This is a genomic window from Gluconobacter sp. R75690 (assembly GCF_015244525.1).
In the GTDB taxonomy this organism is placed as follows: Bacteria; Pseudomonadota; Alphaproteobacteria; order Acetobacterales; family Acetobacteraceae; genus Gluconobacter; species Gluconobacter potus.
Window position 1 is genome coordinate 15655 of sequence record NZ_JABCQB010000011.1, and the last position, 25262, is coordinate 40916.

At 58.3% G+C, this 25262-nt stretch carries 24 protein-coding genes and 1 tRNA gene; 14 read left to right on the plus strand and 11 right to left on the minus strand.

Features of this window, described 5'->3' with window-relative positions:
* Positions 1-38: 38 nt before the first annotated feature.
* Together HKD27_RS12445 and HKD27_RS12450 are read left to right on the plus strand one after the other, a co-directional pair.
* The gene (locus HKD27_RS12445) at positions 39-3821 is read left to right on the plus strand and encodes a glycoside hydrolase family 99-like domain-containing protein (RefSeq protein ID WP_194689744.1); all 3783 of its coding nucleotides are present in this window, start codon (positions 39-41) and stop codon (positions 3819-3821) included.
* 276 nt (positions 3822-4097) lie between these two features.
* Positions 4098-4700 (plus strand): SCO family protein, encoded by a 603-nt coding sequence (locus HKD27_RS12450; RefSeq protein WP_194689745.1) that lies wholly within the window; start codon positions 4098-4100, stop codon positions 4698-4700.
* A 3-nt stretch (positions 4701-4703) separates the two neighbouring features.
* Here HKD27_RS12450 and HKD27_RS12455 read toward each other — a convergent pair whose 3' ends face one another.
* The 3 genes from HKD27_RS12455 to HKD27_RS12465 form a co-directional block, all read right to left on the minus strand.
* On the minus strand, positions 4704-6041 hold the full coding sequence (locus HKD27_RS12455; RefSeq protein WP_194689746.1) for a PepSY domain-containing protein: 1338 nt from the start codon (positions 6039-6041) through the stop codon (positions 4704-4706).
* A gap of 14 nt (positions 6042-6055) precedes the next feature.
* Complete coding sequence (locus HKD27_RS12460; protein WP_194689747.1) at positions 6056-8374, minus strand: TonB-dependent receptor domain-containing protein; 2319 nt, start codon at positions 8372-8374, stop codon at positions 6056-6058.
* Positions 8375-8440: 66 nt separating this feature from the next.
* Positions 8441-8800 carry a hypothetical protein gene (locus tag HKD27_RS12465; protein WP_228518511.1) on the minus strand — a complete coding sequence of 120 codons (360 nt, stop codon included), beginning with the start codon at positions 8798-8800 and terminating at the stop codon, positions 8441-8443.
* Positions 8801-9019: 219 nt separating this feature from the next.
* Between HKD27_RS12465 and HKD27_RS12470 the strand changes: the two genes are divergently transcribed.
* On the plus strand, positions 9020-9286 hold the full coding sequence (locus tag HKD27_RS12470) for a hypothetical protein (RefSeq protein WP_370544273.1): 267 nt from the start codon (positions 9020-9022) through the stop codon (positions 9284-9286).
* 97 nt (positions 9287-9383) lie between these two features.
* Here HKD27_RS12470 and HKD27_RS12475 read toward each other — a convergent pair whose 3' ends face one another.
* Positions 9384-9671, minus strand: coding sequence for a hypothetical protein (locus HKD27_RS12475; protein ID WP_194689748.1), 288 nt, complete (start codon positions 9669-9671; stop codon positions 9384-9386).
* Positions 9672-10308: 637 nt separating this feature from the next.
* Between HKD27_RS12475 and HKD27_RS12480 the strand changes: the two genes are divergently transcribed.
* From HKD27_RS12480 to HKD27_RS12495, 4 genes are all read left to right on the plus strand, one after another.
* Entirely contained in the window at positions 10309-10674 is a 366-nt protein-coding gene (locus tag HKD27_RS12480; protein WP_194689749.1) for an antitoxin Xre/MbcA/ParS toxin-binding domain-containing protein, read from the plus strand.
* The gene (locus tag HKD27_RS12485) at positions 10671-11189 is read left to right on the plus strand and encodes an RES domain-containing protein (protein WP_194689750.1); all 519 of its coding nucleotides are present in this window, start codon (positions 10671-10673) and stop codon (positions 11187-11189) included. Before HKD27_RS12480 ends, HKD27_RS12485 begins: the two co-directional genes overlap by 4 nt.
* Before the next feature lie 276 nt (positions 11190-11465).
* Positions 11466-11563 (plus strand) — tRNA-OTHER (locus HKD27_RS12490).
* Positions 11564-11566: 3 nt separating this feature from the next.
* Complete coding sequence (locus tag HKD27_RS12495; RefSeq protein WP_194689751.1) at positions 11567-12463, plus strand: hypothetical protein; 897 nt, start codon at positions 11567-11569, stop codon at positions 12461-12463.
* Between the two features lie 300 nt (positions 12464-12763).
* Here HKD27_RS12495 and HKD27_RS12500 read toward each other — a convergent pair whose 3' ends face one another.
* Positions 12764-13660, minus strand: a complete 897-nt coding sequence (locus HKD27_RS12500; RefSeq protein WP_194689752.1) for an AraC family transcriptional regulator — start codon at positions 13658-13660, stop codon at positions 12764-12766.
* Positions 13661-13880: 220 nt separating this feature from the next.
* Between HKD27_RS12500 and HKD27_RS12505 the strand changes: the two genes are divergently transcribed.
* Entirely contained in the window at positions 13881-14801 is a 921-nt protein-coding gene (locus HKD27_RS12505) for an SDR family oxidoreductase (RefSeq protein ID WP_194689753.1), read from the plus strand.
* A gap of 354 nt (positions 14802-15155) precedes the next feature.
* Here HKD27_RS12505 and HKD27_RS12510 read toward each other — a convergent pair whose 3' ends face one another.
* Positions 15156-16121 carry a GlxA family transcriptional regulator gene (locus tag HKD27_RS12510; protein WP_194689754.1) on the minus strand — a complete coding sequence of 322 codons (966 nt, stop codon included), beginning with the start codon at positions 16119-16121 and terminating at the stop codon, positions 15156-15158.
* Positions 16122-16289: 168 nt separating this feature from the next.
* On the opposite strand from HKD27_RS12510, the gene HKD27_RS12515 reads away from it, so the two are divergent.
* The 6 genes from HKD27_RS12515 to HKD27_RS12540 all read left to right on the plus strand — a co-directional run bounded on the left by HKD27_RS12515 (position 16290) and on the right by HKD27_RS12540 (position 21007).
* Positions 16290-16949, plus strand: coding sequence for an HD domain-containing protein (locus tag HKD27_RS12515; protein ID WP_194689755.1), 660 nt, complete (start codon positions 16290-16292; stop codon positions 16947-16949).
* Between the two features lie 167 nt (positions 16950-17116).
* Positions 17117-17689: a TetR/AcrR family transcriptional regulator gene (locus HKD27_RS12520; RefSeq protein WP_173571237.1), complete on the plus strand. Its 573-nt coding sequence runs from the start codon at positions 17117-17119 to the stop codon at positions 17687-17689.
* A 74-nt stretch (positions 17690-17763) separates the two neighbouring features.
* Positions 17764-18504, plus strand: a complete 741-nt coding sequence (locus tag HKD27_RS12525; RefSeq protein ID WP_194689756.1) for an SDR family NAD(P)-dependent oxidoreductase — start codon at positions 17764-17766, stop codon at positions 18502-18504.
* Between the two features lie 41 nt (positions 18505-18545).
* Complete coding sequence (locus tag HKD27_RS12530) at positions 18546-18947, plus strand: nuclear transport factor 2 family protein (protein ID WP_173571236.1); 402 nt, start codon at positions 18546-18548, stop codon at positions 18945-18947.
* 45 nt (positions 18948-18992) lie between these two features.
* A complete protein-coding gene (locus HKD27_RS12535; protein WP_173571235.1) occupies positions 18993-19958 on the plus strand; it encodes a quinone oxidoreductase in 966 nt (321 codons plus the stop codon).
* A gap of 125 nt (positions 19959-20083) precedes the next feature.
* Positions 20084-21007: a LysR family transcriptional regulator gene (locus HKD27_RS12540; RefSeq protein WP_194689757.1), complete on the plus strand. Its 924-nt coding sequence runs from the start codon at positions 20084-20086 to the stop codon at positions 21005-21007.
* On the opposite strand, the gene HKD27_RS12545 is transcribed toward HKD27_RS12540, so the two are convergent.
* Genes HKD27_RS12545 through trbL form a run of 5 tightly spaced genes read right to left on the minus strand, consistent with a single transcriptional unit; the run spans position 20913 to position 25261 of the window.
* Complete coding sequence (locus HKD27_RS12545; protein ID WP_194689758.1) at positions 20913-21179, minus strand: DUF2274 domain-containing protein; 267 nt, start codon at positions 21177-21179, stop codon at positions 20913-20915. The genes HKD27_RS12540 and HKD27_RS12545 overlap by 95 nt on opposite strands.
* Complete coding sequence (locus tag HKD27_RS12550) at positions 21176-22336, minus strand: TrbI/VirB10 family protein (protein ID WP_194689759.1); 1161 nt, start codon at positions 22334-22336, stop codon at positions 21176-21178. The genes HKD27_RS12545 and HKD27_RS12550 overlap by 4 nt, the downstream gene beginning before the upstream one ends.
* Complete coding sequence (gene trbG / locus HKD27_RS12555; protein WP_194689760.1) at positions 22333-23319, minus strand: P-type conjugative transfer protein TrbG; 987 nt, start codon at positions 23317-23319, stop codon at positions 22333-22335. Before trbG ends, HKD27_RS12550 begins: the two co-directional genes overlap by 4 nt.
* Positions 23319-23999, minus strand: coding sequence for a conjugal transfer protein TrbF (gene trbF, locus HKD27_RS12560; RefSeq protein WP_194689761.1), 681 nt, complete (start codon positions 23997-23999; stop codon positions 23319-23321). The genes trbG and trbF overlap by 1 nt, the downstream gene beginning before the upstream one ends.
* A 2-nt stretch (positions 24000-24001) precedes the next feature.
* Complete coding sequence (trbL, locus tag HKD27_RS12565) at positions 24002-25261, minus strand: P-type conjugative transfer protein TrbL (protein ID WP_194689762.1); 1260 nt, start codon at positions 25259-25261, stop codon at positions 24002-24004.
* Position 25262: the final 1 nt, after the last annotated feature.

Below are 25262 nucleotides of genomic sequence, written 5' to 3' on the forward strand. Positions count from 1 at the left end.
ACCTTGAATAAAGTTAAAAAAACGTAAAAAAGTTATATATGCCGCATCCGTTCTCACATTCCTCTGTTGAAGATTCACGGATATCGCCGTTTCCGGCTGACGCATCTCCCCTGCAGATTCTCGGGCATTCCGGCATTTTTGACGCATTTTATTATCTGAAATCCAACCCGGACCTGCACACGCTCGGAACCGCCGTTCTTCGGCATTACCATCAGCATGGATGGCGGGAGGGCCGTAAACCCAACCCCTTCTTTGACCCGCACTGGTATCTCAGCCAGAACCGCGACGTCATCGGTGATCCGTTGCTGCATTATATCCTGCACGGGGAACGCGAGGGGCGCCGTCCGATCGCGTGGTTCGATCCAGTGTGGTACGCGCGGACCTACCACGTCCCGGAACGGATGCTGGCCCTCGCCCATTACCTGAAGAACCGCCACAACACGCCGCTGCGCCCGATCCCGGAGTTCGATCCGGACTTCTATCTGCGCGCCTATCCCGATGTCGCCAAGGCTGGCCTCGATGCGCTTGAGCACTACATGGTTCAGGGGTTTCGCGAGGCCCGCAAACCTTTCGACGGGTTTGATCCCCTTTATTACAGGCGGAAATACCTTCGGCATTCTCCGGACAGCAATCCGCTGCTGCATTATCTGGAAAACCGTAACCGGCCGGATATCCATCCGTGCAGCCCCGAAACCGAGATATCGGTTTTTGGTGAAATCAAGCGTCGGAGCAAGCCAGGGCCGCTTTTTGAAAAAGCACGCCCGTTACCCCGAAGCGCTATCCGCCGCGCCCGTATTCTGGCCTATTACCTGCCGCAGTTTCATACCATTCCTGAAAATGACGCCTGGTGGGGCGAAGGTTTCACGGAATGGACCAACCTGCCCCGGGGTATTCCGCGTTTTTCGGACCATTACCAGCCCCGTATTCCACGGGATCTGGGGCATTACACACTGAACACACCCGAAATCCTCGAGCGACAGGCTGCGATGGCCCAGGCCGCGGGGATCGAAGGCTTCATTTTCTATTTCTACTGGTTCAACCGCAAACGCCTGCTTGACCAGCCTCTGGAAATCCTGCTGTCGAACCCGCAGATCGATCTTCCATTCTGCCTCATGTGGGCCAACGAGAACTGGAGCCGCCGCTGGGATGGATCAGACGATGATCTGCTGATCGCGCAGGATTACCGTTCCGAGGACGACGAAGCCCTCGTGGACTGCTTTGCCCGGTATCTGCGTGATCCACGCTACATCCATTTTGATGGCCGACCCGTGCTCATGGTCTATCGGCCCGGGACCATCCCCGATGCTCCAGCCGCCTTCGTCAGGTGGCGTACGCTGTTCCGCACCCGCCATGGGCTGGATCCGCTTTTTGTCATGGGACAGGCCTTCGGTGACGAAAACCCCGATCTCTTCGGTCTGGACGGCGCCATCGAGTTTCCGCCCCACAAGGTTGTCTCGAACTGCAACCTGATCAATGACGAAATCACGCTGTTCGATAATGACTTCAGCGGTCAGGTCTATGACTACGGCGAAGTGGTGGATAAAGCTCTCGCCCAGCCCAGAACACCGTTCCCCCTGATCAGGACCGCAGCGCCTTCATGGGATAATGACGCGCGACGGCAGGGCAAAGGCCTTGTTCTGCATGGGTCAACGCCGGAACTCTATGAACGCTGGCTCAGCGGCCTGATCGAACAGGCCCAGTCCCGCACATTCTTCGGAGACCCGGTTGTCTGCATCAACGCCTGGAATGAATGGGCCGAGGGCGCCTATCTGGAACCGGACCAGCATTTCGGAAGCGCCTATCTCAACGCAACGGCACGCGCCTGTACCGGCGCCGGGAAAAACCGCTCGCGATCCGGACTCCTTCTGATTGGACATGACGCGTTTCCGGCAGGCGCACAGCGACTGCTGCTCGAAACCGGCCGCACGCTGAAGCACTGCTTTGGCGCTGAAATCCAGTTCCTCCTCCTCGACGGAGGCGCCCTCCTCGACGAATATCGTAAAGTGGCGCCCACAGAGATCGTTACGGTGGCCTCAAAAACCACCACGGCGCGTCTGGAACATCTCCGCAGGCAGGGATTTCAGTCTGCAATCCTCAACAGTGCGGCCAGTTCAGCCCTGGCACCCCACCTTGCGGAAGCGGATATCGGCTTTCTGTTCCTCATTCATGAGCTTCCCGCGCTCCTGCGCAGTCGTAACCTGCACGTCCCCATGAAAAAGGCCTGTACGCTGGCACGCCATGTCATTGCACCGGCGCAAAGTGTAGCGAAAAGACTTGAGCTGGAAGCCCTGAACAACCTGAAGGTCCTGCCGCAGGGTCTCTACACTGAAGTACCCTTTTCGGTGCAGGCCCGACAGATAATCCGCAGGGAAATGGGTCTTGGGGCAACTGACCGGATCATCATCGGTGCCGGCTATGCAGACCTGCGTAAAGGCTTTGACCTTTTCCTTCAGCTCTGGCGCAAAATGCCGGGCGCAGTCCACTGTGTCTGGCTGGGCGATATTGATCCGTCCCTGAAGAACAACCTGGATGTCGAACTGAACAGTGCCCTCTCCAGTGGAACATTCCACATGCCTGGCAGGGTCGAAAATGTGCCGGCATGGCTGGCTGCGGCAGACGTCTTTGCTCTCACTTCACGCGAAGATCCGTATCCCTCAGTCGTCCTGGAAGCTTTGGCGGCCGGGCTACCCTGTGTTGCGTTCGAGGAAACCGGCGGAATTCCGGATCTCCTGCAACAGATCGATTTTGAAACAGACCATCGCAACAGTATTGTTCCCTTTGCGGATGTGCCCGCGATGGCGAACGCGGCAAACAAACTGGCGGCATGGTCCACAGAACGCTCGAACCGCGAACGACAGAAAACCGCTCACGCTGCTGCCCAACGCTTTAGCTTCGGGCATTATGCCCAGGAACTTCTGAGCCTCGCCCTGCCCGTGATCCCGAAAATTTCCGTCGTCATCCCCTCACACAATTACGCACGCTATATGGGCCGCCGCCTTTCTTCGATTTTTGCGCAGACGGTACCGGTCTTTGAGATCATCGTGCTCGACGACGCCTCAGACGACAACAGCCTCGAAATTGCCCGACAGACGGCAAAAGACTGGGATCGTGAGATCATCTGCATCGAGAATACCATCACCTCGGGCTCGGTCTTCAGGCAGTGGCACAAAGCCGTCAGGATCGCACATGGGGACTGGGTCTGGATTGCCGAGGCGGACGATTTCTGCGAACCGGAATTTCTTGAGCGTATTCTGGACGGTATCAAGAACAAGCCCGCTGTCGTCATGGCATTTACGGACAGCCGGGCCGTCGACGAAGACGGCGCTCCAATTTTTCCATCCTATCGCACCTATTACTCTGAGAGCGCAGGATTACTTATGGAAAGTGACAGTCACTTTACAGGAGAGAATTTTCTCCGGGGCTGCCTGTCGGAACGCAATCTTGTCCTCAATGTCAGCAGTGCGCTCTTTCGAAAAAAACATTTACTGACAGCGATCAATGCCTGCCAGACAGACCTGAAAACCCTGCGCGTTGCAGGCGACTGGCGCATTTATCTTGAACTGCTCACGCAGAAAAACGTCGAGGTCATCTATCTGGCTCAACCCCTCAATGTGCACCGGAGACATGGAGACTCAGTCACCCATACGCTCAGCCGGCGTAATCACATCGACGAAGTCGCCTACATGCATCGCCTTCTGGCAAGTCGACTTGCCCTTCCGGAAACACATATCAGTCGCCAGAAGTGCTATTGCGCAATGTTGGAACAGCAGTTCGGACTGGCACCACATAATAATTCTGAAAAAGTCTTACCGCTTTCCTGACCAGCACACGCTCAAAGAACACTGCCGCCTGTGCGCAGGGACCACCTCAACTGTAAGGAATAAGACGATTCATATCTGCCATAACCGTCATGTATTCTTTTATCAAAGTCATACGGCCAGCCGGCAACCAGGTCGTGCTTTTCAACCCAGCGCGCCCCTCGTGCACCATAAACGATGGCACGGGGCTGCCATGATAGGGTAGGCTGCGTTGGCTTACCGGAGGACAATGTGCCAACTCGGCCTCATAACCGCAGAACACCGTCCCGACAAACACCCATGCCAGCCGAGAGAGTGATAAAGGCGGTTGCGCCAGTTCTCGTCATTGGCCTGCTGCTCAGTGGGGCGATCGGGCTGCGCAGCTTTCTTGCCGCCCGCTCTTCACAGGTCATCGGTGGTCCTTATGCCCTGATGGATACGCAGGGTCGTGATGTTACCCAAAGCGCTTTTCATGGGCGATATACCCTGATTTATTTCGGTTATACCCACTGCATCGACGTTTGTCCTCTGACGCTTGCGACGGTCTCCCAGGCGCTCGACATGCTGGGGCCGAAGGCACATCGTGTCGTTCCGATTTTCATCAGCGTAGATCCTTCCCGCGATACTCCGGATGTCGTGGGCGATTATGTCAGGCATTTTTCACCTGATATCGTCGGCCTGACAGGAAGTGTGACGCAGATTCATACGGTCATTGAGGAATTTCACGTCATGGCGCGGCGGCGCGCTACAATCGCGGATCATATGAGTGACGACTACCTGATGGACCACAGTTCCGTTCTCTATCTGATGGACGGTGATAACCGGCTTGTTTCCGTTCTGCCGGTGGATAGCAGCCCGCAGGAAATCGCCGACCGGCTTCGTCGCCTCCTGCCGGCCAGTTGATCGCTACGCACGGCCGACGCGTCGTGCGATCATTGTCACGAGGCATAGCACAAGTAGCGATCCGCCAAGTTCGGGCAGGAGCAGCCCCAACAGGATCAGGGCCATGACAGCCCCGACGCCGATACGCCCATCCGGTAGTGCTGCCGGGGCGCCCAGACGGCCAGGCGGCTTGCGGCAGAGCCAGATGACGATCGCGGCCACACTCATGGTCAGGAGACCGCACGCTACGAGAAGATTCAGCACTTGATTGGCAACGCCGAAAAGCTGTCCTTCATGGGCTGCCACACCATAGGCAATCATGCGGTCAACGATCCCGTTGTCTGCGAAATGACGGACAGAACGTATCGTGCCAGCAGTATCCACCAGGGCAGAGATGCGTTCGGGCCGGTTCTGCGTATCCGAACGCACACGCCATGCTGTTTCGTTCCCGGAAGGCGCGGTGATCAGAACGGGGGCCGGATACCCCAACCGCATTGCAGTCGCCACGACATTATTCAGCCCGTCTGGCACGATGCTCTGCGAGGCAGTCGTCGGTGTCATGTCCATGCCGGGCATCGCATTCATCCCCGGCTGTGTGGGAGCCTGTCCCGCAATGACGGCGCGAGCCGGCACCGCGCCGATTTCCCAGTCCTGAATTGTGGTGAGGCGACTGAACCGGGTTTCGACACGGGACAGCGCGTGCCCCCAGACGAACGACCAGGGTAAGCCGGAGAGTAGAAACAGCGTCAGGAACAACGATACCCACACGCCGCTTACGGCATGCAGATCGCGCCATCGCATCCGGCCTCCTGCGGTCAGGCGCGGATAGAGAACGCCTGCTACCCGGCACTTTCCACGTGGCCACGAGAGGATGAGTCCGGTGAAGACAAGAACGATCGTCCAGGACGCGACCATTTCCATGATTGCCGAGCCGATATTCCCCAATAGCAACTGACCATGCAGTTTCAGGATGATGCGCTCGAACCGGTCCTCTTCAGCGACCTGCTTGAGAACTGCGCGTGAGCTCGGATCGACATAAACCCGAATGGCCACACCGCTGCGATCTACAATGACCCGTGCTGCGCTATGCTTGGCACTTGGAAGTTCATAGGCCAGGAAATGGCTTCCAGGCACGGCAAGCAGTGCCGCATCCACCTCCTGCGCCGGTGTGGAGATCAGACCAGCCATGGGGAGATGATCGTAGCGCCAGTCGATCCAGCGCTCGATCTGCGGTTTGAACAGGTAGAGCGTGCCCGTCAGGCAGAGAAAGGCCACGAAGGGCAGGCAGAATAACCCGGCGAAAAAATGCCAGCGCCAGACGGTGCGATAATCGGGCCAGAGAGAAGATCTGGAGACAGTCATGATCGTAACGCCCTTCAGAACCTGATCCGTACACCGCCAAAAAACGCGCGTGGCGTTCCAGCATAGATCGATCCGGTCTTGGCTGCGAGGACGTCGCGCCCGGCCTGCTGCCCGTTGGCCAGCAGCGTATCGCTGATGTCTGTTGCGCCGGCAGCATAGGTCAGGTTGGCCACGTTCTGCACTTCGAAATAGCTATGGAGGCGATGGATCCATCCCAGGCGAGAGGGCGGATCATAGTGAATTTCGAGGTTCAGCAAAGCATAGGACGGCGCTTTGAGAATATTGGCGTTATCGATGTAGAAGGCGCTTCGCCAGGTGACTTCCGCAAATGCTCCCAGACCCTGAAACAATCCGTCCGGCTGATCATAGAGAACACGCGCATCGAGGAAATGCGGCATGACGCCGGGGATCAGGTTGCCCTTGCGCGAAAAACTGCGTGCCAGAGTGCTGTTGGACAGAACCTCTGTATATTTCGTGTAGATCTGGTTGTCATAGGTATAGGACAGCTTCAGACGCGCACCCGGCAGTGCGACGCGCCATGGCTGCCATGTCGCGCCGAGTTCGACGCCACGATGCTGAGAGGCCGGCGCGTTGAACGTATAGCTTCCGGCGGGAGTATTAACCCCTGCCGACTGGCTGACGAGCTCGTTTCTGTAGAATTCATAGAATCCCGTCGCCTGGATATTGAGGCTCGGCGAGGGGTGCCACTCGGCACCAAGATCGAAACCAAGGCTCGTCTCGCTTTTGAGCTGTGTATTGTTGCCGTAGGTACCCTGTGGCGTCACGAAGAAGCTCGAATATCCGGGCGTCGCATAGGCCGTGCCGACCCGGGTGTGGAGGGTCAGAGTCTGTGACGGTGCGTAGACCAGGGAAGCCTCCGGTGCGAGCTGGAAGAAGCGTCGATTGACGGTGATGTCGCGCTGGGTCGTCGAAGATGCCGCATGGGTGTAGAGCGTCTCGACGGCGCCGACGTCAGACTGTGTACCGCCAAGCCCCACCACAGCGTGCCAGCGCGGTGCAAACTGCCAGTCTTCCTGAAAGCGAAGGCCGATATTCCACTGATGTCCGTAGGACGTGGAATTCAGCGCCCCACGCGTGGCACCGCCCTGAGGTGTGAGATTGTAAACCTGATAGCCGTAATCCATGTAATCGAAGCTGGCCCCCACGAAACTGGTCAGGGGTGTTCTGCCCACATGTCCGTGGTTCGTCAGATCGGTCTGGATGTTATAGGAATTGAATGGGCCTACGAACGCAGTGGTCGAGGTCGGCTGATCGATGTGACGCTGGTCGTAGGTGAACTGCGTGCGCCAGGTTGTCCGCGGGTCGAAATCTTGCTCCCAGCGCAGGCCGGTAATCGTGCGTCGGTCGAAACGGCCCAGGCCCGCCTGTTGTGGACTTGTCGTCTGATACGCCCCATAGGCACCATTGGTGAGAAGATTGACCGAGGCGCAGCCGGCCGCCGCCGACGCGGCATTGGCACAGCCGTTCTGGTAGGGGTTGGTCCGGAACTGATCGAGTGAAAGCCGCAGCGGCAGGGACGTGTCCGTGACATTGTTGACGAATTTCAGGATCAGTCGGTCCGACGGCGTCAGACTGATGCGCAGACGCATATTTTCAGTTGAAGTATTGTAGCGGCTGTTTGGGATGAACCCGTTGCCACGCACATCACTGCCGAACAGCATGAAATCGTAGGATTTGTTGCCCGCGCCAATTGTCATGTAGTTATTGAACGTTCCGAAACTTCCGAAATCCGAGCCCAGTTCAAGGCCGTGAATATTCGCTCCATTGCGCGTCCTGAAATTGATCGCGCCATTGATTGCATAGTTGCCGTAGAGCGTTGAGGCAGGCCCCTGAAAGACGTCCACGCCTTCATATGCATGCGGATCAATCAGGTCGGCGCGTGCGGTGCCGTCCGGTTGTGTCATGGGAAACCCGTCTTCCGTAACCTGGATATTCTTCAGGCCGTAGGATTGTCGTGCGCCGGAGCCACGGACCGAAACAACAGTGTCTCGCGGGCCATTTCCCTGGAGAAATGTGACACCAGGAACGGTTGCCATCATATCGGCGACCGACTGCGCGCTCCGGCTGGCGAAATCGGATCGTTCGGCGCTGTAGGTTGTCTGTCCGGCAGGATGGAGTGTCGCCGAGGCGCGCGACATGCCGGTAACAACGATATGTTCCGGATGAACGACAGGGCGTGAACGGGTCTGGGGTGTCAGGATACGCCTGACGCGCTTGTGTGGCTGTTGCGCAATGGCAGGGAAGATCCAGGCGAGGGCGCAGGCAAGTGCAACCGCCTCCAGAGAGCGGGTGGAACAAAACGGCTGTTTCATGATGTCAGACCTGAAAAAACGCAAAAAACCTTCCGTCGCAGCAGCGAAGAAGGCACAGAATCAGCGTCAGATCAGATGGGGAGGACCTTGGGCGAAAAGGCTGCACAACTGCCTGAGTGGCGGCCCCCGAACTGGTGGGAAGCACCAGAAAACGGACAGACAGGTTACAAACCGTGCGACGAAAACGACGAGGGCACAGGCCAGTACGAAAGTCGCCAGCAGATCGTCCAGAAGGAGAACGCCATCATCCATGTCTGCGGAATGGTGATGGGCGGGGCCATTCTGGCCACTGTCCTGACTGTCGCAGAGAGTAGAGAGCTGGCTGAGTTGCGCGAACGGGTCGTCGAGTGCGACCTGCGGCAACGGAAGACTGCCGATGCTCAGACGAATCATAACAGCAAGCAGGACCAGGGGCCAAAAGGCCAACCACCTCCTGTCATGTCGCGTGATCCAAAGCATCATCATACAATTAGAACGCTCTGAGCATTTTCACCAGACGATGTCGTCTCGAAATCTCTGCCGACAAAAGGCAAGCAGGATCCTGGAGCGCCAAAATGGAGCGGGGCGATTGGCCTGACCTATGATGACAGCGTCTATTTCGGAAACTTCAACTTCCGGTATCAGGGGCAACAGTATTCCACGCTTATGAACGATCAGAAAATTCCGGGATATGTGACTGCGGATATCAATATCGGGCGGACACTGCCGTCGTTCCACACCCGGATTCACCCCAAGGTCATGCTCAACCTCGTCAATATGGGTGGCGTCAATTACCTGTCATCCATCAGCGGCTTCGGTCTGACGGCCGTGAAGCAGAAGGGGATTTTTGGCAATACGGTCAACGCGTCCACACCGACCTATGTCGTAGGATCAGCGTTTACCGCGATGGCGACGGTGTCCGCAGACTTCTAAGAGAAGCCCCCTTTTCCGACTATCAACGGAAAGGGCGTTTCAAACAGCGAACCCAACCTGACGGCAGGGGCATCCAGAATTCTGGATGCGCCTTTTTTCAGACGTTATGACGACCAATGGCAGGGTCGGTAATGCTGGGGCGGCCATTCTCGATATGCCCGGCAATCTTCCATTCCAGAACAGTCCTGTCTGCGGCACGGACGGCCAGGTCATACCAGCCGGACGTTGCCACCGTACTGATTTCGATGCGCACGGGCGATGACGCGGCCGGATAATGCGTTACATGGTGGCGATAGCCATCCTCCACGGACAGAGCCATGCCAGGCGCCTCCACCATCAGGACGCAGAGTTGACGGCTGCGGTCTGTGGCGCTGCTGATGGACATGTTTCTGCCCTGTTCATCAAGTCTTCCAGACAGTCCGCGGAAAAAACCGTTTGGACCATGAATGTCGAGATCATATCGCCCCTGTGCATCCGTCTATAGGTCAGGACTTCGGGGACGTCCGCTGTCTTGCTATTACTGTCAGATAGCCGACCTTCTGCTCCCCCCATTGCCGTCATCCCGTCATGGCCATCATCTCGGGAGTGTACGCGTGACCCCGACTGCGGCCCTCTCCCCTACTCTTTTCTCCTGCGCCTGCTTACGCCTCAGTACGCCGAATCCCGCCCATCTACGCCCGTATCTGGAGCAGATGGTTACGGGTGTAGGTCACCCCCGCTTTGAACCTGCGGGTGCCAAGGCATTGAAATGATGGGGGATTTGATAGGCGTCTGGTGCTTGGCAACAAAAAAACCCGCCTTTGAGGGGCGGGTTTATTGTGTCCGATCAAGGACTTATTCAGTGGTTGCGGGGGAAGACAACCAACGATACTTGCGATTGGTGGACCGCGAGATACCCCGCCTCGCCGCATGACAGGGTAACCATGCCAAAGTGCGTGCGGACATCCAATCGGAATCCTTGTCACAGGCAGGCCGCCTCATATATGATCCCATAATACGGGCAACCTATGAGGCAATACGGCATGTCTGAGATTACATTCCTCTCCGACGCCTTCGATCCATCAGGGCTGATCACGGCGGAACGGCTGAGCAATATACTGCATATCACGAGGGGCGAACTCGCCGCTACGCTGGGTCTGTCACGTGACGCCGTCTCCAAAAGCGCCCGTCTCGGCCGCCCCGCTACCCAGACAAGGCTGCGCGACATGGTCGAAATCCTCAATCGCGTCCGGCCATGGGCGGGCTCAGCCCAGCAGGCTTTTGCCTGGTACCGGTCACAACCCCTGCCCTCCTTCGGTGATCAGACTGCCGAAGCGCTCGTCCGGGAGGGGCGCGCCGATGCCGTCCGGCGCTACCTGGATCGGATTGCGACCGGCGGTTACGCGTGAGGTTTACCGGACGAGTATTCCGGGCTCATAATCCCCGCTGGTCTTTCGCCCCATTATCAGGCGACGGTGCGGCGCTTCATGGTGGTCGGTTCAACCCGGTCGGCATACCTGCCCTTTACACATCACTGCGGATGGAGACTGCCTGGCTCGAAGCCCAGCAGGGTTTTCCATTCAAGCCGCAGCCTTTGACCATCTGTGCCTATGACGTCGATAGTGAACCCGTCGTCGATCTGACCGATCAATCCAGTCCTAACGATCTGAGCTTCTCTCTCGCTACCTTGGCCTGTCCTTGGGAAGACCTTGCTGACCAAGGCAAGGCGCCGCCTTCATGGGAACTGGCAAAGGCACTCATGGCCGACGAAGCGGCGGGCATCATCGTCCCGAGCTTTGCTCCCGGAGCAACACAAAATGACAGAAACCTCGTCTTCTGGGCATGGTCAGACAGTCTGCCCTCCCGCGTCACCGTCGTTGATGATGAGAGGCGACTGCCCACAACTGCAGCGTCATGGCCATAAGCTGACTGGAGAGTAGAAATTACCGAATGGCGGCTATCCAGCGTCAAAACTTGACGACCGCCTTGGGGGGGAATGAGACCGTCCGCTTCGAAGAGAAAGCACTCGATAGTAGTCATCTCTGCCATTCCCGTGGCGGTTCACGGTTTTTCGGCGCCAGCTCCCAAGCGCTATAGCTTTTTGGAATCGCTTCACTAATTTTCGACCAACCCCTCATGCAGCACGTCAATTATGTTGATCAATTTGACATATAATGTGATATCGTATTATGTCATTCTCGCATTGGTAGCTTAACGGCAGAGCATCGGGTCTGATAAAGTTCGTTAGTAACTTCCTTATCCCCGAGGGTACCCGTTCGATCCGGGTTCAATGCGCCAAAAATGCAGCTTTTTTTAAACAAAAGTCCGTCAAGGCAAAAATATCAAAAATTTCTAGGCCCGGTAAATCATCTAATTATCACCTGTATGGTGGGGCTGGACGCGATTGAGCGGTATCAAGTAGATAGTGCTCCCGAAGAGCTTAGAACGACGTGGAATCCAGTTGATTATAGAATTTCGGCGCGGCGGTCTCGACGTCTAGTTCTCGACATGTCCCTAGTAAAAGCAATCGATTGTATAGATTTTTACATAAAATCGATCAGGGCTTCTCCGTGCCTTATACAAAATGCGCCAACTGAAAATGGTATTGACAATAACTCAGAGAAAATTCTCAATAAAATAAATTTACTGGTCGATTTATGTGAATTGTCCAATAATTATTTGTCAGCTATGGTCCGGGTACTAGTTCGCTGGAGAAATCGGGCAGCTCACTTTTCAGAAGAAGTAAAAATTTCAGAAGAGGATATGAAAATATTAGTAGAAAGAAGAGAAGAAATTACGGAAAGGTTTTGTAATTTGAATGTAGATAGGATTATTGATGGGATAGACAGCAAAAACTATGTGCCGACATTCAAAGAGACACTTTCTATAATAAACGCATCTAGTAGATTCGTCCATGAAATAGATGGCTTTTTATTGAACAAATTAGATGTCAACGAGTATATTATTTCTATAATTCGAAAAGAAAACTCTCGCTCAGATCAGCGCCTCCTGCAGTCTATTTGGGGAAGAGACTTATCAACAAAAAAGAATTCTGTAGTGGGTTTTTTGAAACAAAATGGATTTTCAGAAACCCGGGAAGATGAAGAATCGTTGGGGTTTGCTTCCATTTCTGAAGAGTTTGTTGAAAAAATTTCCGCCATGAGCGTAAAAGAAGTTAGAGGCTGGATAGGTATTTGACTGATATTTATTAACTTGTGTACATAAGCGGTTTTCCCTCGTTTACATGACACAAGAGGGTTAATTTATTGGTCGTAAGTCATGCTTAGACCCACGAAGATCGACTCTCTTTAAAGTACGTTGTCGCGTCCGCTTTGCGACGAGGTCACGCCCTGCTCTGGCGTCCGGTATGAGGCGTCTTCTGCCTGTCTGCTCATCCTATTCGATGGACAGACTGCGTTGGCCGGTGGATCGCAATTTCCGAAAACAGGAAATCTGACACAGACAGATTAACAGAACCCCGGACACGGTTCCGCATGGTCAAATGACAAAAGACCGAAGTTCCATCACATCGCGTTTGGGCGCTATCCCGAACCTGCGAACATAGTCCCGACTGAACTGCGACGGGCTTTCATAACCAACCTCAAACGCCGCGTGCGAGACGTTGACGTCTTCCGACACCATCAGGCGGCGTGCCTCAAGCAGGCGCAACTGCTTTTGATACTGGAGCGGCGTCATGGAGGTCAGCATTTTGAAATGCTGATGGAAGGACGAGAGGCTCATGCGTGCGACAGCGGCAAGATGCTCGATCCTCACCGGTTTCGCAAAGTTGGCGCGCAGCAGGTGAATGGCTTCCGCAACCCGTTGCATGTGACTGTCGGGCAGGACGAGTTTACAGACTTCGCCTGCATGAGGTCCTGTCAGAAGCCAGAAGCAGATTTCCCGCATGATCGCCGGCCAGAGGATCGGGGGCGCCGCCGGATTATCCAGCAGTCGTATGAGCCGCCGCATGCAGTCGGACAGATCCTCCGACAGATCGGCGACGAATACCCCGATACCCTGATCGTTCGACGGTAAAGGGGGCTGAGCAAGTTCCGTCATAACCTCACGCAGGATCCCTGCGTCCAGATCCAGGGTGATGCCGATATAGGGACATTCAGGGCTCGCCTCCGTCACACGACCAAGAGCGGGTATTTCGATGCTGACCAGCAGGAAGGCCATGGCCCCATACTCGAAAATGGCGTCACCAAACTCTACTGCTTTCGCGCCCTGGAGGGTGATACAGAGCGACGGCTTGTAGACCATGCCATTCGGCGGCGTCTTTTCGCTTAGCCTGATGATATTCAGACCGTCGAACGACGTCGCGAAAAGCCCGCTCGTGACACAACCCTGCGCGTCCAGATAGCGGGTTACAGCTCTGGCGAGAGATGAAGACATTCCTTGCTCCGGCCAAAATTCCAACAGTCTCCGTTTACACGCTGCGCCTCGCCTGAACCAGACCATTGCAGGATCGGGCAAGAAATTTGGGAGTTCGGGCATTCGGTCCCTCAACCTGCCCAGCTAAGTATCGGGTATCAACCGGAATCAATGGCGAGCGCCGTCGAACTATCAGGCACTACTCCCAAAAGAGAATTTCTTGCTTGTACAGGAGCCAGATATGAGCAAATGGACGACATCGAACATTCCAGACATTCGCGGCCGTGCGTTCGTCGTGACCGGAACAGGCGGCCTCGGGTTTGAGGACGCACTGGCGCTCGCGCGCGCCGGAGCAACGGTCATTCTCGCCGGACGAAACCCAGGCAAAGGCGCGGAAGCCGTTGTCCGCATCAAAAGGGACACCCCCGAAGCAGACATCAGCTTCGAAGTTCTGGATCTGGCTGACCTTGCGTCGATTACCGCGTTTGCTGAGCGCCTGGGCAGCCAGCGCGACCATCTCGACGTGTTGATCAACAACGCAGGGGTGATGACGCCCCCCACACGCAAAGTGACCTCGGATGGTTTCGAACTGCAGTTCGGAACCAACTATCTCGGGCACTTCTCACTGACCGCGCATTTGCTACCCCTGCTTCGCAAGGGTCATGATCCGCGCGTTGTCACACTCTCCAGCATCGCGGCACGTGACGGTCGGATCGCGTTCGATGATCTTCAGGCGACACATAATTACAAGCCGATGCCAGTCTACAGTCAGTCCAAGCTGGCCTGCCTGATGTTCGCGCTGGAACTTCAGCGTCGCAGCGAAGCGGAAAACTGGGGGATCACCAGCATCGCCGCCCATCCCGGTATCTCGCGTACCGATCTGCTTCCGAACGGAGCTGGCGCTTCGAGCGTGTTTGGCCTCGCGCGGCGGATATTATGGTTTCTTTTCCAGCCAGCCACACAGGGCGCATTGCCGACCCTGTTCGCCGCGACATCATCGGAGGCAAAGGGCGGCGGCTATTATGGCCCTGACAGACTGAGTGAGACGCGTGGGTATCCCACCACGGCTAAAATACCTCCCGCTGCGCTCGACCGGCAGGCCGCCGCGCGCTTGTGGGATATTTCCGAACAACTTGCCCATGTGCAGTTCAGCAATAACTAATTAGAGATCACTGCAAGGAGGAACAAAGCAAAAGCAATAAGACGCAAAATAGTCTGCTTCCTCACAAGAGCGCGGCAGAAAGACGTCTGCCGCCTCGCCCCGTGTCCTGACGATGCCGGGTGGCCCCATGGCAGTAAGATTTCTGTTTGCGCGTCAGGATCGCCTGTTTCGAGGTTGCCGGGAACCCTCTCTCATGTGCCGAAAGCTCAGGAGAAATACTCTCCAACCATATTCTCGTTTTTTGCCCCAGGCGCGTCAGCGTGCGCGTGGTCAAGAGCTTACTCATACAGGCTGATTTCAAAAAGCCGCGGAACATCACGAGGCTCAGCACATGAAGCGAATTAGTCGGCGCAACTACGCTCTGTTACGATTCCGCCGACGTAGAGCCTGTGGTGGCTGTCCGTAGACGCGCAGGCATGCACGACGCATGCGTTCGAGATCGCGGAAGCCAACATGCAGGGCAATCTGCTCGAAAGGCTCGCTTGTATTTTCGATACGCGGGAGAGCGGCGTCACACCTCAGGCGCTCAACAGCACGAGCCGGTGTCTCCCCCGCCTCCATGACGAACTGTCGGGCGAACTGGCGTGGACTGATCCTCGCGACATCTGCCAGCCGCTCAACCGACAATGGCTCCCGCAAGTGCGTATGAATATAGGCAATAGCATCGCGAATGCGCCCTGGGCGCGGCTCCAGGTCGAGAAGAGTCGAAAACTGAGACTGGCCACCACTGCGGCGATGATAAACCACAAGTTCCCTGGCGACCGCCTTAGAATTTTCGATCCCGAAATCCTTTTCGATCATGGCCAGCGCAAGATCGATGCCGGCGGTAATGCCCGCCGAGGTCCAAACTATACCGTCGTGAATGAAAATCCGGTCGGCCTCGACCTTGAGCGAGGGATAGCGGCGCTGGAGATCAGCCGTATGTCGCCAATGTGTCGTTACGCGATGTCCGTCAAGCAGCCCTGCTGCCGCCAGAACGAACGTTCCGGTGCAGACGCTGGCGCTGCGCCGCGCATGAGGCGCCAGCATGCGCACAAGTGCAATCAGATCATTCTGCTGGGAGAGCATCTCCGTATCGGGAGCCCCCACGACCACAAGCGTATCGAAGCGCCTGGGCACAGGTGGCTGGATGGTGTCGATTGTCACTCCCGACGAGCTGGTCACGAGCCCACCGGATACGGAGACGATCCGAATGTCATAGCCCGTCCGATGAAAGTCGCGCGCCAGATTAAACGCGCATAGCGGACCACTTACGTCGAGGAGTTCGAACCCGGGAAACACGACGAACCAGATGGCAAGGGCATCGGAGGGAGCCGGCATCACCTGTCACCTCATGGCAGAATACGAGGTCTATATGTCATTTCTGCCACCCGTGACAGAGAATAAAATCCGCATGAAACGACAGGCTTCATGAGGCAGGAGGTCGCCGGATGGTCGCGACACCGGCGTCAGGATCGTCGGAACTGGCAACAAAAGGAAGTTTACGTCATGATAGATACGCTTCGTTCTGGGACGAACATCAATGGCATCGTCGTGCCGGACTCCTCTCTTGGCCGCGCGATCACGGAGTTTATTCGTGATACCGAAAGCGATCTGCTCTTTAATCATTCGAGCCGCGTCTATTTTTTCGGCGCGCTTGCCGGGCAGCAGCGCGAACTGACCTTCAATCCCGAACTTCTCTACGCTGCAGCGATGTTTCACGATATCGGATTGATGCCATCGCACAGCAGCGAGAATCTTCGTTTCGAAGTTGACGGCGCCAATGCCGCACGGGACTTCCTCAAGAGTCACGACGTCGACCCATCTGACATCGAAAAGGTCTGGACGGGCATCGCCCTCCACACGACCCCTGGCGTGCCGGAATTCATGCATCCCGTGATCGCGCTCACCACGGCCGGCGTCGAAATGGACGTTCTCGGCCTTACGTACGACCAGTATCCCGACACGGTCCGCGAGGCAATCGTTGCCGCCTTTCCAAGGACACCGCATTTCAAGGAAGATATCATCCAGGCATTCTACGACGGTATCCGCCATAAGCCGGACACGACCTTCGGTAACGTAAAGGCGGATGTGATCGCTGATAAGGAGCCTCATTTTCACAAAGGAAACTTCTGCTCAATCATCCGCACATCACGCTGGAGTACCTGACCGCTGCGTCATGCGCATCTTCACATGATAGTGAAGGCGTTTGCATGTCAGTCCGAGAACTGCATCCACAGGATGCGTGTGATAACCGGCATGATACAGCCACATGAAAAATATGAAGACTTACACCGTTCTTGACACTTCGTTCCATAATTGCGATATGTCATTCCATGGCAAGACCGAAAGCATTTGACCGGGGAGCGGCCTTAGCTGCAGCGACGAAGACCTTCGCGACCTACGGTTACGAAGGGACTTCGACCGAGGCCCTCGTGAAAAGCATGGGGATCGGTCGCCAGAGCATGTACGACACTTTCGGGGACAAGCGCGCACTATATCTTGAGGCTTTGCAACATTACTGCTTCGAAAGTGTGGGACAAATCGCGGTAACGCTTCAGGCGACCGGCTCTCCTCTGACCGCAATCGAAGCCGCCTTGTTGGGATTCGCGGCCCGCATTCAGGATGACAGCATGTGTCTTGGCGTGGGCTCAGTATGCGAATTTGGCCGACGCGATCGTGAAGTAACGGCAATCGGCAAATCATCTGCCGCAAGCATGCAGAACATTTTTGCCGCAACGATCCAGCGCGGCAAGGATCTCGGCGAAATCCCGCCGGAGATCGACCCGAAGAACGCCGCACGGTTCATCAACGCGACGTTCATCGGATTGAAAGTCATGGCACGCGGGGGGGCAACACACGACGAATTGCGTGCGACAGCACGGATGGCCTTGCGCTGCCTCGCTTAGGAAAGCCCTTTTTTTGTTCTTTATTTGACTATTCGTTCCAGAATCCTCGAATGGACGACCAGGAGTTTCTAACAATGAGCCTTTCACTGACCGGAAAAGTGGCTTTTGTTACCGGCGGATCGCGCGGCATCGGCGCCGCGATCGTCCGTCGTCTCGCGGCAGATGGTGCAGTCGTGGCGTTCACCTATGCCGCCTCGACCGACGAAGCCGACAAGGTTGCATCCGAAGTTGCCGCGGCCGGGGGCAAGGCCCTCGCCATTAAGGCGGACAACACCAATGCCGACGAAGTCAGGGCTGCCGTCTCCCGCACGGTCGTGGAACTGGGCGGCCTCGATATTCTCGTGAACAATGCTGGCATCGTGCTCGGCGGCCCGGTGGACGAATTCGCACTCGATACTTTCGACAGGATGTTCGCCGTCAATGTGCGCGGCGCGTTTGTCGCGATTCAGGCAGCCACCCCGCACATGAAGGAAGGCGGCAGGATCATCAACAACAGCAGCGTGGTCGCGCATTACACCGCGTTCCCCGGCTCCTTCGCCTATGCGATGACCAAGGGGGCCGTCAGCTCCATGACGCGCGCCATTGCCCGCGATCTCGGCCCGCGCGGAATTACCATCAACGCGATCGAGCCCGGCCCGACCGAAACCGACAATATCAGGAACGACGCGGTGCGCGCCATGCTGCGTCCCCGCATGGCGCTCGGCCGCCTGGGGTCGGATACGGAAGTCGCGAGCTTCGTGGCCTACCTAGCCAGCCCTGAATCCAGCTTCATCACGGGCTCCCTGCTGACGATCGACGGCGGTTACTCCGCCTGATCCCGGCCGACCGGCACCATCCCCAGCAAAGGACTGTCCAGATGTCAGATGCAGGAGAAACAGTCCGGCAGTTCGTCGCATCTTTTGAGCAGAGAGATGCGGACCTGCTCGGGACATTCCTTGACGACGCCATTGTATTTTCCAACCACGGCGATCCCGAAGTGCGCGGGAAAGAAAACGTCGTGCAGGTCTGGAAGCGGGTCTTCACAACATTCGCGCAGGTCCGCTTCGAGACGATCCATCAGGCCGTCAACGGCGCGATCGTGCTGGCCGAACAGATCCATCACCTGGCCCTGCCCGGTCGTGAATCCGCCGCCATCCCGAACATGGCGACCTATGAGGTCCGCAATGGCCGCATCGTGCTTTGGCATGATTACAGCGACGGGCAGTCCGCCCGCGAGGCCCTGAACGCCACGAAGCCGCTTGCGGCGCCGCAGTCGTGACCTGACGCATACCCCCTTCGACTAACCATTCCAAGGAAGACTGACATGCACGCTATCGTAATGCGCGAACCGGGCGGCCCCAAGGTTCTTGAACTGATCGAGAGACCCGACCCGGTGCCGGGTCCCGGCGAGGTTCTGGTCGATGTGGCCGCGGCCGGCGTCAACTTCATGGATACCGGCGTCCGGCGCGGTATGTTCTGGATTGAAGCCGATCCGAAGATCCTCGGCGTCGAGGGCGCGGGCCGCGTCCTGTCCGTCGGCCAAGATGTCGAGAATTTCCGACCGGGCGAGCGCGTGGCCTGGGTTTATTCCCCCGGCAGTTATGCCAGTCGCGCCGTCATTCCGGCAGGGGCACTCGTGCCCGTTCCCGACGCGATTGACGACCAGACAGCTGCGTCCGTCATGATGCAGGGCCTGACGGCCAGCCATTTCGCGACGGATTTCTACCCGGTCCAGCAGGGCGAATTTGCCCTAGTCCACGCGGCGGCCGGTGGGCTCGGCCTGCTACTGACGCAGATCATCAAGATCCGGGGCGGCAAGGTCATCGGCCGGGTATCTTCGCAGGAGAAGGTCGAGATCGCGCGTGGGGCCGGTGCCGATCATGTCATCGTGGATGCCGGCGGCGATTTTGCCGAAGAAGTCATCCGCGTGGCTGACGGCGACGGCGTGCATGTCGCCTATGACGGCACGGGTCCTGTGACGTGGCGGGCATCGCTCAATGCTCTTCGCCGCTCCGGCACGCTGTGCTGGTTCGGCCCGGTGCTTGGTGGCCCCGGCCCAATCGAGATCACCAGCATCCCGAAAAGCATCAAGATCGGTTATGCGGTCTTCGTGGACCATATTCATACGCCGGACCTGCTACGCGCCCATTCGGCGCAGATCTTCAATTGGATCATCGAAGGCAAGATGAAGGTCCATATCGGCGGCACCTACCCGCTGGCCGACGCTGCCCGCGCTCATGCCGACATGGAGAGCCGCAAGACGACCGGCAAGCTCCTGCTGATTCCGTGAAGAGGCCGGAAAGCAGGCTTAAGCGGAGACGCGGCATTCTGCATTATCTCGGGCCACATGAGGAAGCTGCCGGAATCCTCATGTGAGCGAGATTTTGGCGATAGTGACACAGGTTCGCTCGTACCATGCGCAGTACAAATCTCGAATATTTCAGGTTTGCCGTTGAGGCCGGTAGCCTGACACGGGCGGCCTGGCTTCATGGTGTCAGAGTTTCGACAATGACCAGAGCAATCGATAACCTTGAAGATGAACTTGGCGTTACCCTGCTGGAAAGAACCCACAGCGGCATTCGACTGACTGCGGCTGGCGATGTCCTCTTCCATCGAATCAGCTCATTGCTTGATGATTGGGACGAAATAAGAGCCTTGTCGCAAATTCTAGGAACGGGCCGCCGAGGGGTCATTCGGATTGGCAGTCTACTACCCCTCGTCGGCCAACGCATCAGGCTGGCGTTATCAGCATGGCGAAAAAAACATCCCGATATCAGAGTTGCTTTTCACGAAATGGGAGATCTTGACCTCCAATCCGCTCTATTTCGGCATCGTGTGGATGTGATTTTCTTCACTCCATTCATTCAGTCCGACTACCTTGAGTCACTTCCGTTTTGCATTGAAAATCTGATGTTAGCCATGCCGAGCGAGCATCCACTACGTCAATATGAAAGCGTGACACGCAAGGAATTGCAGAACGAAACATTTCTACTACAGGATTGGGGAGGTGATTATAGTGTGCGACGTCGTTACCTAGAAATTTTGGGCAGCAACATCACCCTTGAAAGTCATCCGGCGGGAAAGCAGTCCGTATTTGCGCTTGTTGGATCTGGATATGGCATGACCCTTGCCGTCCAGAGTCAGGCGGAACAGGGTTTTCCGGGTGTCATTTTCCGGCCACTACGGGAGAGGAATACGCAATTGCAAATTTGCCTCGGCTGGGATGCCAATAATCAGGACACCGTTACGGGTCGGTTCGTGGCTTTTGTCCGTGATCTAGTTCCGGACGACCGGCGAGAAGACGTCTTGCCAAGGAAAAGGCTCGATCGCCAGCCATGAATCGCGCGAGCATCGGTGCGATCAGCTTTGCTGGCGTGATCTCGGCTTGACCGTTCTCATGCGCAAGTAGGCGCCCGTATTCGATCAGATCGCGATGCACGGCGGCGGGAAGTTCGAGAGTGAGCCGAACCGGTTTGTCGTCCGCGATCGGCCCGAGCCGGAGTTTCGTCATCGGGAAACCTCCTGTCCGTAAGGGGTAAGCACCAGGTCACGATGCACCATGACCCGCACCGGAAAGCCCGGCCGGATGATATTGGTCGGCTGGATATTCAGCGACCGTCCGACGATCTGTTCGCCGATCTGGTTGAAGCCCTGCGAGCCGCCGGTGCGCAGCGCTTGGGCTATGCCATTGCCGCCGCTGATATCGGCCTCGGAGCCGACGCTGAGGATGGTCGAGACCAGGGCAGCCTTGAACACCTCGCCCCAATGGTTATCGGTCTGATCCTGCAACCCGGCATAGCCGGCCGCATCCGCGGCCGGTTCGTTCTCCAACACGATCGAATCCCCGGCCCCGCGCATCAGCCGGATCCAGACCAGCAGCACACGGGTCTGGCCATAGGCGATCTGGGAATCATAGCGGCCGATCAGTTTCGCCCCCTGCGGGATCAGCAGGATATGCCCGGTCGAAGAGTCATAGACGTTCTCCGTCACCTGGGCCGTGACCTGGCCCGGCAGATCAGAGCGAATGCCGGTGATCAGCGCACCGGGAATGATCGCGCCTGCCTGGAGCAAATAGGGGCTGGGAATGGGTGTCAGCCTCTCGACGCTGACGGTGCGGTGATCGACGGGACCGTCGAGGAATGCCTGCTTGCGATCGGCAGGAGCGCCGCTGGGCTGGGCCGCGGTCGCGCCCGGCATCGCGGGCGCTGCGACATCCCGCTCCATCTGCGTCTGGGTGAACAGATGGCTGACCCGCGCCGCTTCCTGCTCCTGAACGATGCGCTGCTTTTCCGGATCGGCGGGCGCCGCCGGTGTCGCCATGCCAGGGACCCCCACGCCCGCCTTGAGCAGCGGCCCACCAAGATCGCCAGGCAGCGGCGGTCCGAGGCGCGGCAGATGGGTATAGTCGCCCGGCAGATTGGCCAACCCGTCCGGCGTGGTGCGATTGCCAGTATCGTAGAGTTCGGCATTGCTCTTCGGTGGCACCGGCTTCAGCGCCAGATAAAGCGCGCCGCCGATGCCGCCCACGGCGATGACCGACAGGCCGAGAATCACCTTGCGCGACAGCCGCGTGACCGGCGGCCGCGTTGCCCGCAGCCGCATCTCGCCCGGCGGCCTGACGGCGCCCCCTGGCGTTTCGGTGCCACCGCTCCCGGCGCTCTCGCTCATGACCGCCGCGACCCGTCAATGCGGACGATGCGCACGACCTGCTGGTGCTTCGCACCCAGCCGCAACTCGGCGGCGGCGAACAGGCGATCGACGATCATCCGATTGCCGCGCACCCGATAATTCACCAGCTGGCCGTCGCCCTGCGGGCCGATCACCCACAGCGGCGGCATCTCGCCCTGGGCGATCCCGGTCGGAAACTCGATGAACACCTGCCGCCCGTCATCGAAGGCCCGCAACGGCCGCCACGGCGCCTCGTCGCCCTCGATCCGATAGCGGAAATTCAGCGCATCGAGATCGACGCCGGTCGCGACCGGATCGTCAAGGTCAGCGTCACGATCCTGGCCGTGCAGGGCCACGATCTGGTCCTGCGGATAATCCCAGGACACCGAGGCCATATAGGTCCGCTCATCGGAGCGCAGTTCCAGATGATAGGTCCGCCGGTCGGTATTGATGACCAGGTTGGTCGTCAGGTCCGGGCGCGTCGGCTTGAGCAGGATATGAATCCGTTTCGACCCCCCTGCGCCGCTCTCGGTGTCGCCGATAATCCAGCGTACTGTATCACCCGCGGCGACCGGTCCGGAACCGACCAGCTTCTCGCCCGGCTGCAGCGCGATGTCGGTAATCTCGCCGGGTGCGGCGTAGAGTTGATAGAGCGCGCCCTCGGAGAATGGATAGACTTGGATCGCATTGAGATAGCCGGCCCGCGTCGGCTGGATCCGCGCCGCACTGTTGGCGCGCTCGACCCGCTGGTGCGGATCCGTCGGGTCCGGGGCCGCATGCCGGTATGGGATCGGCTTGAGTTGCCCCGGCAGCGGCAAGGGCTCAGGCACTTCCACCACCTGCACCGGCTTGGGCGGCTCCGGGGTGAGAACCGCCTGCCGGGGCGTATCGTCGTATTTGATGACAGGCGGCTTCCATGAGGAGCAGGCCGCCAGCGGCGCCAGCAGGATCATGAGCGGCGCGATGGTGGTGAGGGTGCGCATCAGCCGAGTTCCCTGGACCAGTTGAGGGCGTGGATGTAGATACCAAGCGGGTTCTTGCGCAGCCGCTCGGCATCGGTCGGGGTGTTCACAACAATGGTGAGGATCGCGCTCCAGCGCTCGGTGGCGGCCAGCGCGCCGTCGACATAGCGGCGCTCGATCCATTCCACCCGGAAGCTGTCGTTCGAAGCGCGGATGACGCTGGCGATCTCGATCGCCACCTGCATCTTGCCGATCCGGCTGAACGGATCGTTGGTGCGGGCATAATCGTTCAGGGCCAACGCGCCGCGGTCGGTGACGTAGTTATAGGCGTCAAGCCAGTTCTGTCGCAGCACCACCGGATCGGCCGGGATGCCGCGCACCTCGGAGATGAAACGCGCCAGATACCAGGCGATCTGCGGATCGGTCGGCCGATAGGCGGCGGTCGCCGGACCGACGGCCTGCGCCTGGCCGAGATGATCGATCTGCACCACCCACGGGGTGACGGTGCCGCGCAGCGACTGCCAGACCAGCCCGGCGCCCAGGCCGCCGCTCAAAGCCAGGCAGCCGAAGAAGGCCAGCCGCCAGTTGCGGGCCTGGACGCGGGCCGAGCCGATACGGTCGTCCCAGACCTGTCCGGCCTTGTGATAGGGCGTCTCGGGTTCCGGCGTCCGGCCGAAACGCACGGTGGGGCGGCGGAACATGGCTATTCTCCTTCCGAGAGGTCGACGTCGTGGCCGCCGCTGGGCCGGTCGCCGCCCTTGATCGCCTGCGCGGCGGCATCAGCCCCGCCCTTGATCCGGTTGTTGCGCTGCATCCGGCTGGCCCAGGTCGGCGGCTTGCCGGCCGCACTCCCTCCACCGCCAGCACCCGAAGCGGTCGCACCACCAGCGCCGCCGGTCGCGGCCGCCCCGCCGGCCTGATAGCTGGTGCGGACACCGGCCGCCGCGCGGCGCAGCGGGCTGGTGGCGGCGGACAGTCCGGTTTTGGCCACGCCTGCCGCGCCGCCAGCGCGATAGGCGGCGGTGGTGCCGCCCGCGACAAAAGCGCCACCACGCACGGCGGCCGCCGCAGCGCCCACGGCAAGACCGGCACCAGAAGCGGCGGCCACGCCGGCACCGACAACCCCGGCCGCAGTGGCGACAGCGGAGCCCGCACCCAGTTGCGGACCTCCGGCGATCAGCCCATTAGCCAATGCCGGGCCGAACACGGTCAGGCCGAGCAGCGTCAGGGAAGCCAGGATCAGGGTCAGCGCATCATTGATGGTGGGCGGGTTGTTGAAGCCGCTGGTGAACTGGCCGAACACCGTCGAACCGATGCCGACGATGACGGCCAGCATCAGCACCTTGATCCCGGACGACACCACGTTGCCCAGCACCTTCTCGGCGAGGAAGGCGGTGCGGCCGAACAGGCCGAACGGCACCAGCACGAACCCGGCGAGGGTGGTCAGTTTGAACTCGATCAGCGCCACGAAGAGCTGGATCGCCATGACGAAGAAGCTGATGACCACGATCAGCCAGGCGATCAGCAGCACCGCGATCTGGATGGCGTTGTTGAAGATGGCGACGAAACCGACCAGCGAGGAGATCGAGGTCAGGATCGGCTTGCCGGCATCGATGCCGACCTGTGCCAGCCGCCCCGGCTGAAGCAGTTGCGCCTGGGTGAGATGCCCACCGCCCGCCTCGATACCCAGCCCGGCGAAGGATTCATAAATAATCCGTGCCAGTCCGTTAAAGTCGCCGATAATGAAGGCGAACATTCCGATGAACAGGGTCTTGCGGATCAGCCGCGCCAGCACGTCCTCATCCGGCACCAGCGCCCAGAACAGCCCCGCCAGGGTGATGTCGATGGTGATCAGCACACTGGCAAGCCAGTGGACGTCGCCCTGCACCAGACCGAAGCCGGAATCGATATACTGGGTGAAGATGGCGAGGAAATTGTCGATGACGCCGGTGCCCTGCTGCATG

Bases quoted from the DNA above. Each gene is read 5' to 3' on its own strand.
- HKD27_RS12505 (WP_194689753.1), top strand. From the start codon at position 13,881: ATGAGCAAATGGACGACATCGAACATTCCAGACATTCGCGGCCGTGCG.
- trbL (WP_194689762.1), bottom strand. From the start codon at position 25,261: ATGCAGCAGGGCACCGGCGTCATCGACAATTTCCTCGCCATCTTCACC.
- HKD27_RS12510 (WP_194689754.1), bottom strand. From the start codon at position 16,121: ATGCCGGCTCCCTCCGATGCCCTTGCCATCTGGTTCGTCGTGTTTCCC.
- trbG (WP_194689760.1), bottom strand. From the start codon at position 23,319: ATGCGCACCCTCACCACCATCGCGCCGCTCATGATCCTGCTGGCGCCG.
- HKD27_RS12445 (WP_194689744.1), top strand. From the start codon at position 39: ATGCCGCATCCGTTCTCACATTCCTCTGTTGAAGATTCACGGATATCG.
- HKD27_RS12475 (WP_194689748.1), bottom strand. From the start codon at position 9,671: ATGTCCATCAGCAGCGCCACAGACCGCAGCCGTCAACTCTGCGTCCTG.
- HKD27_RS12500 (WP_194689752.1), bottom strand. From the start codon at position 13,660: ATGTCTTCATCTCTCGCCAGAGCTGTAACCCGCTATCTGGACGCGCAG.
- HKD27_RS12525 (WP_194689756.1), top strand. From the start codon at position 17,764: ATGAGCCTTTCACTGACCGGAAAAGTGGCTTTTGTTACCGGCGGATCG.
- HKD27_RS12530 (WP_173571236.1), top strand. From the start codon at position 18,546: ATGTCAGATGCAGGAGAAACAGTCCGGCAGTTCGTCGCATCTTTTGAG.
- HKD27_RS12550 (WP_194689759.1), bottom strand. From the start codon at position 22,336: ATGAGCGAGAGCGCCGGGAGCGGTGGCACCGAAACGCCAGGGGGCGCC.
- HKD27_RS12515 (WP_194689755.1), top strand. From the start codon at position 16,290: ATGATAGATACGCTTCGTTCTGGGACGAACATCAATGGCATCGTCGTG.
- HKD27_RS12455 (WP_194689746.1), bottom strand. From the start codon at position 6,041: ATGACTGTCTCCAGATCTTCTCTCTGGCCCGATTATCGCACCGTCTGG.
- HKD27_RS12520 (WP_173571237.1), top strand. From the start codon at position 17,117: ATGGCAAGACCGAAAGCATTTGACCGGGGAGCGGCCTTAGCTGCAGCG.
- HKD27_RS12540 (WP_194689757.1), top strand. From the start codon at position 20,084: ATGCGCAGTACAAATCTCGAATATTTCAGGTTTGCCGTTGAGGCCGGT.
- HKD27_RS12535 (WP_173571235.1), top strand. From the start codon at position 18,993: ATGCACGCTATCGTAATGCGCGAACCGGGCGGCCCCAAGGTTCTTGAA.
- HKD27_RS12545 (WP_194689758.1), bottom strand. From the start codon at position 21,179: ATGACGAAACTCCGGCTCGGGCCGATCGCGGACGACAAACCGGTTCGG.
- HKD27_RS12450 (WP_194689745.1), top strand. From the start codon at position 4,098: ATGCCAGCCGAGAGAGTGATAAAGGCGGTTGCGCCAGTTCTCGTCATT.
- HKD27_RS12460 (WP_194689747.1), bottom strand. From the start codon at position 8,374: ATGAAACAGCCGTTTTGTTCCACCCGCTCTCTGGAGGCGGTTGCACTT.
- trbF (WP_194689761.1), bottom strand. From the start codon at position 23,999: ATGTTCCGCCGCCCCACCGTGCGTTTCGGCCGGACGCCGGAACCCGAG.
- HKD27_RS12480 (WP_194689749.1), top strand. From the start codon at position 10,309: ATGTCTGAGATTACATTCCTCTCCGACGCCTTCGATCCATCAGGGCTG.
- HKD27_RS12495 (WP_194689751.1), top strand. From the start codon at position 11,567: ATGCAGCTTTTTTTAAACAAAAGTCCGTCAAGGCAAAAATATCAAAAA.
- HKD27_RS12470 (WP_370544273.1), top strand. From the start codon at position 9,020: ATGAACGATCAGAAAATTCCGGGATATGTGACTGCGGATATCAATATC.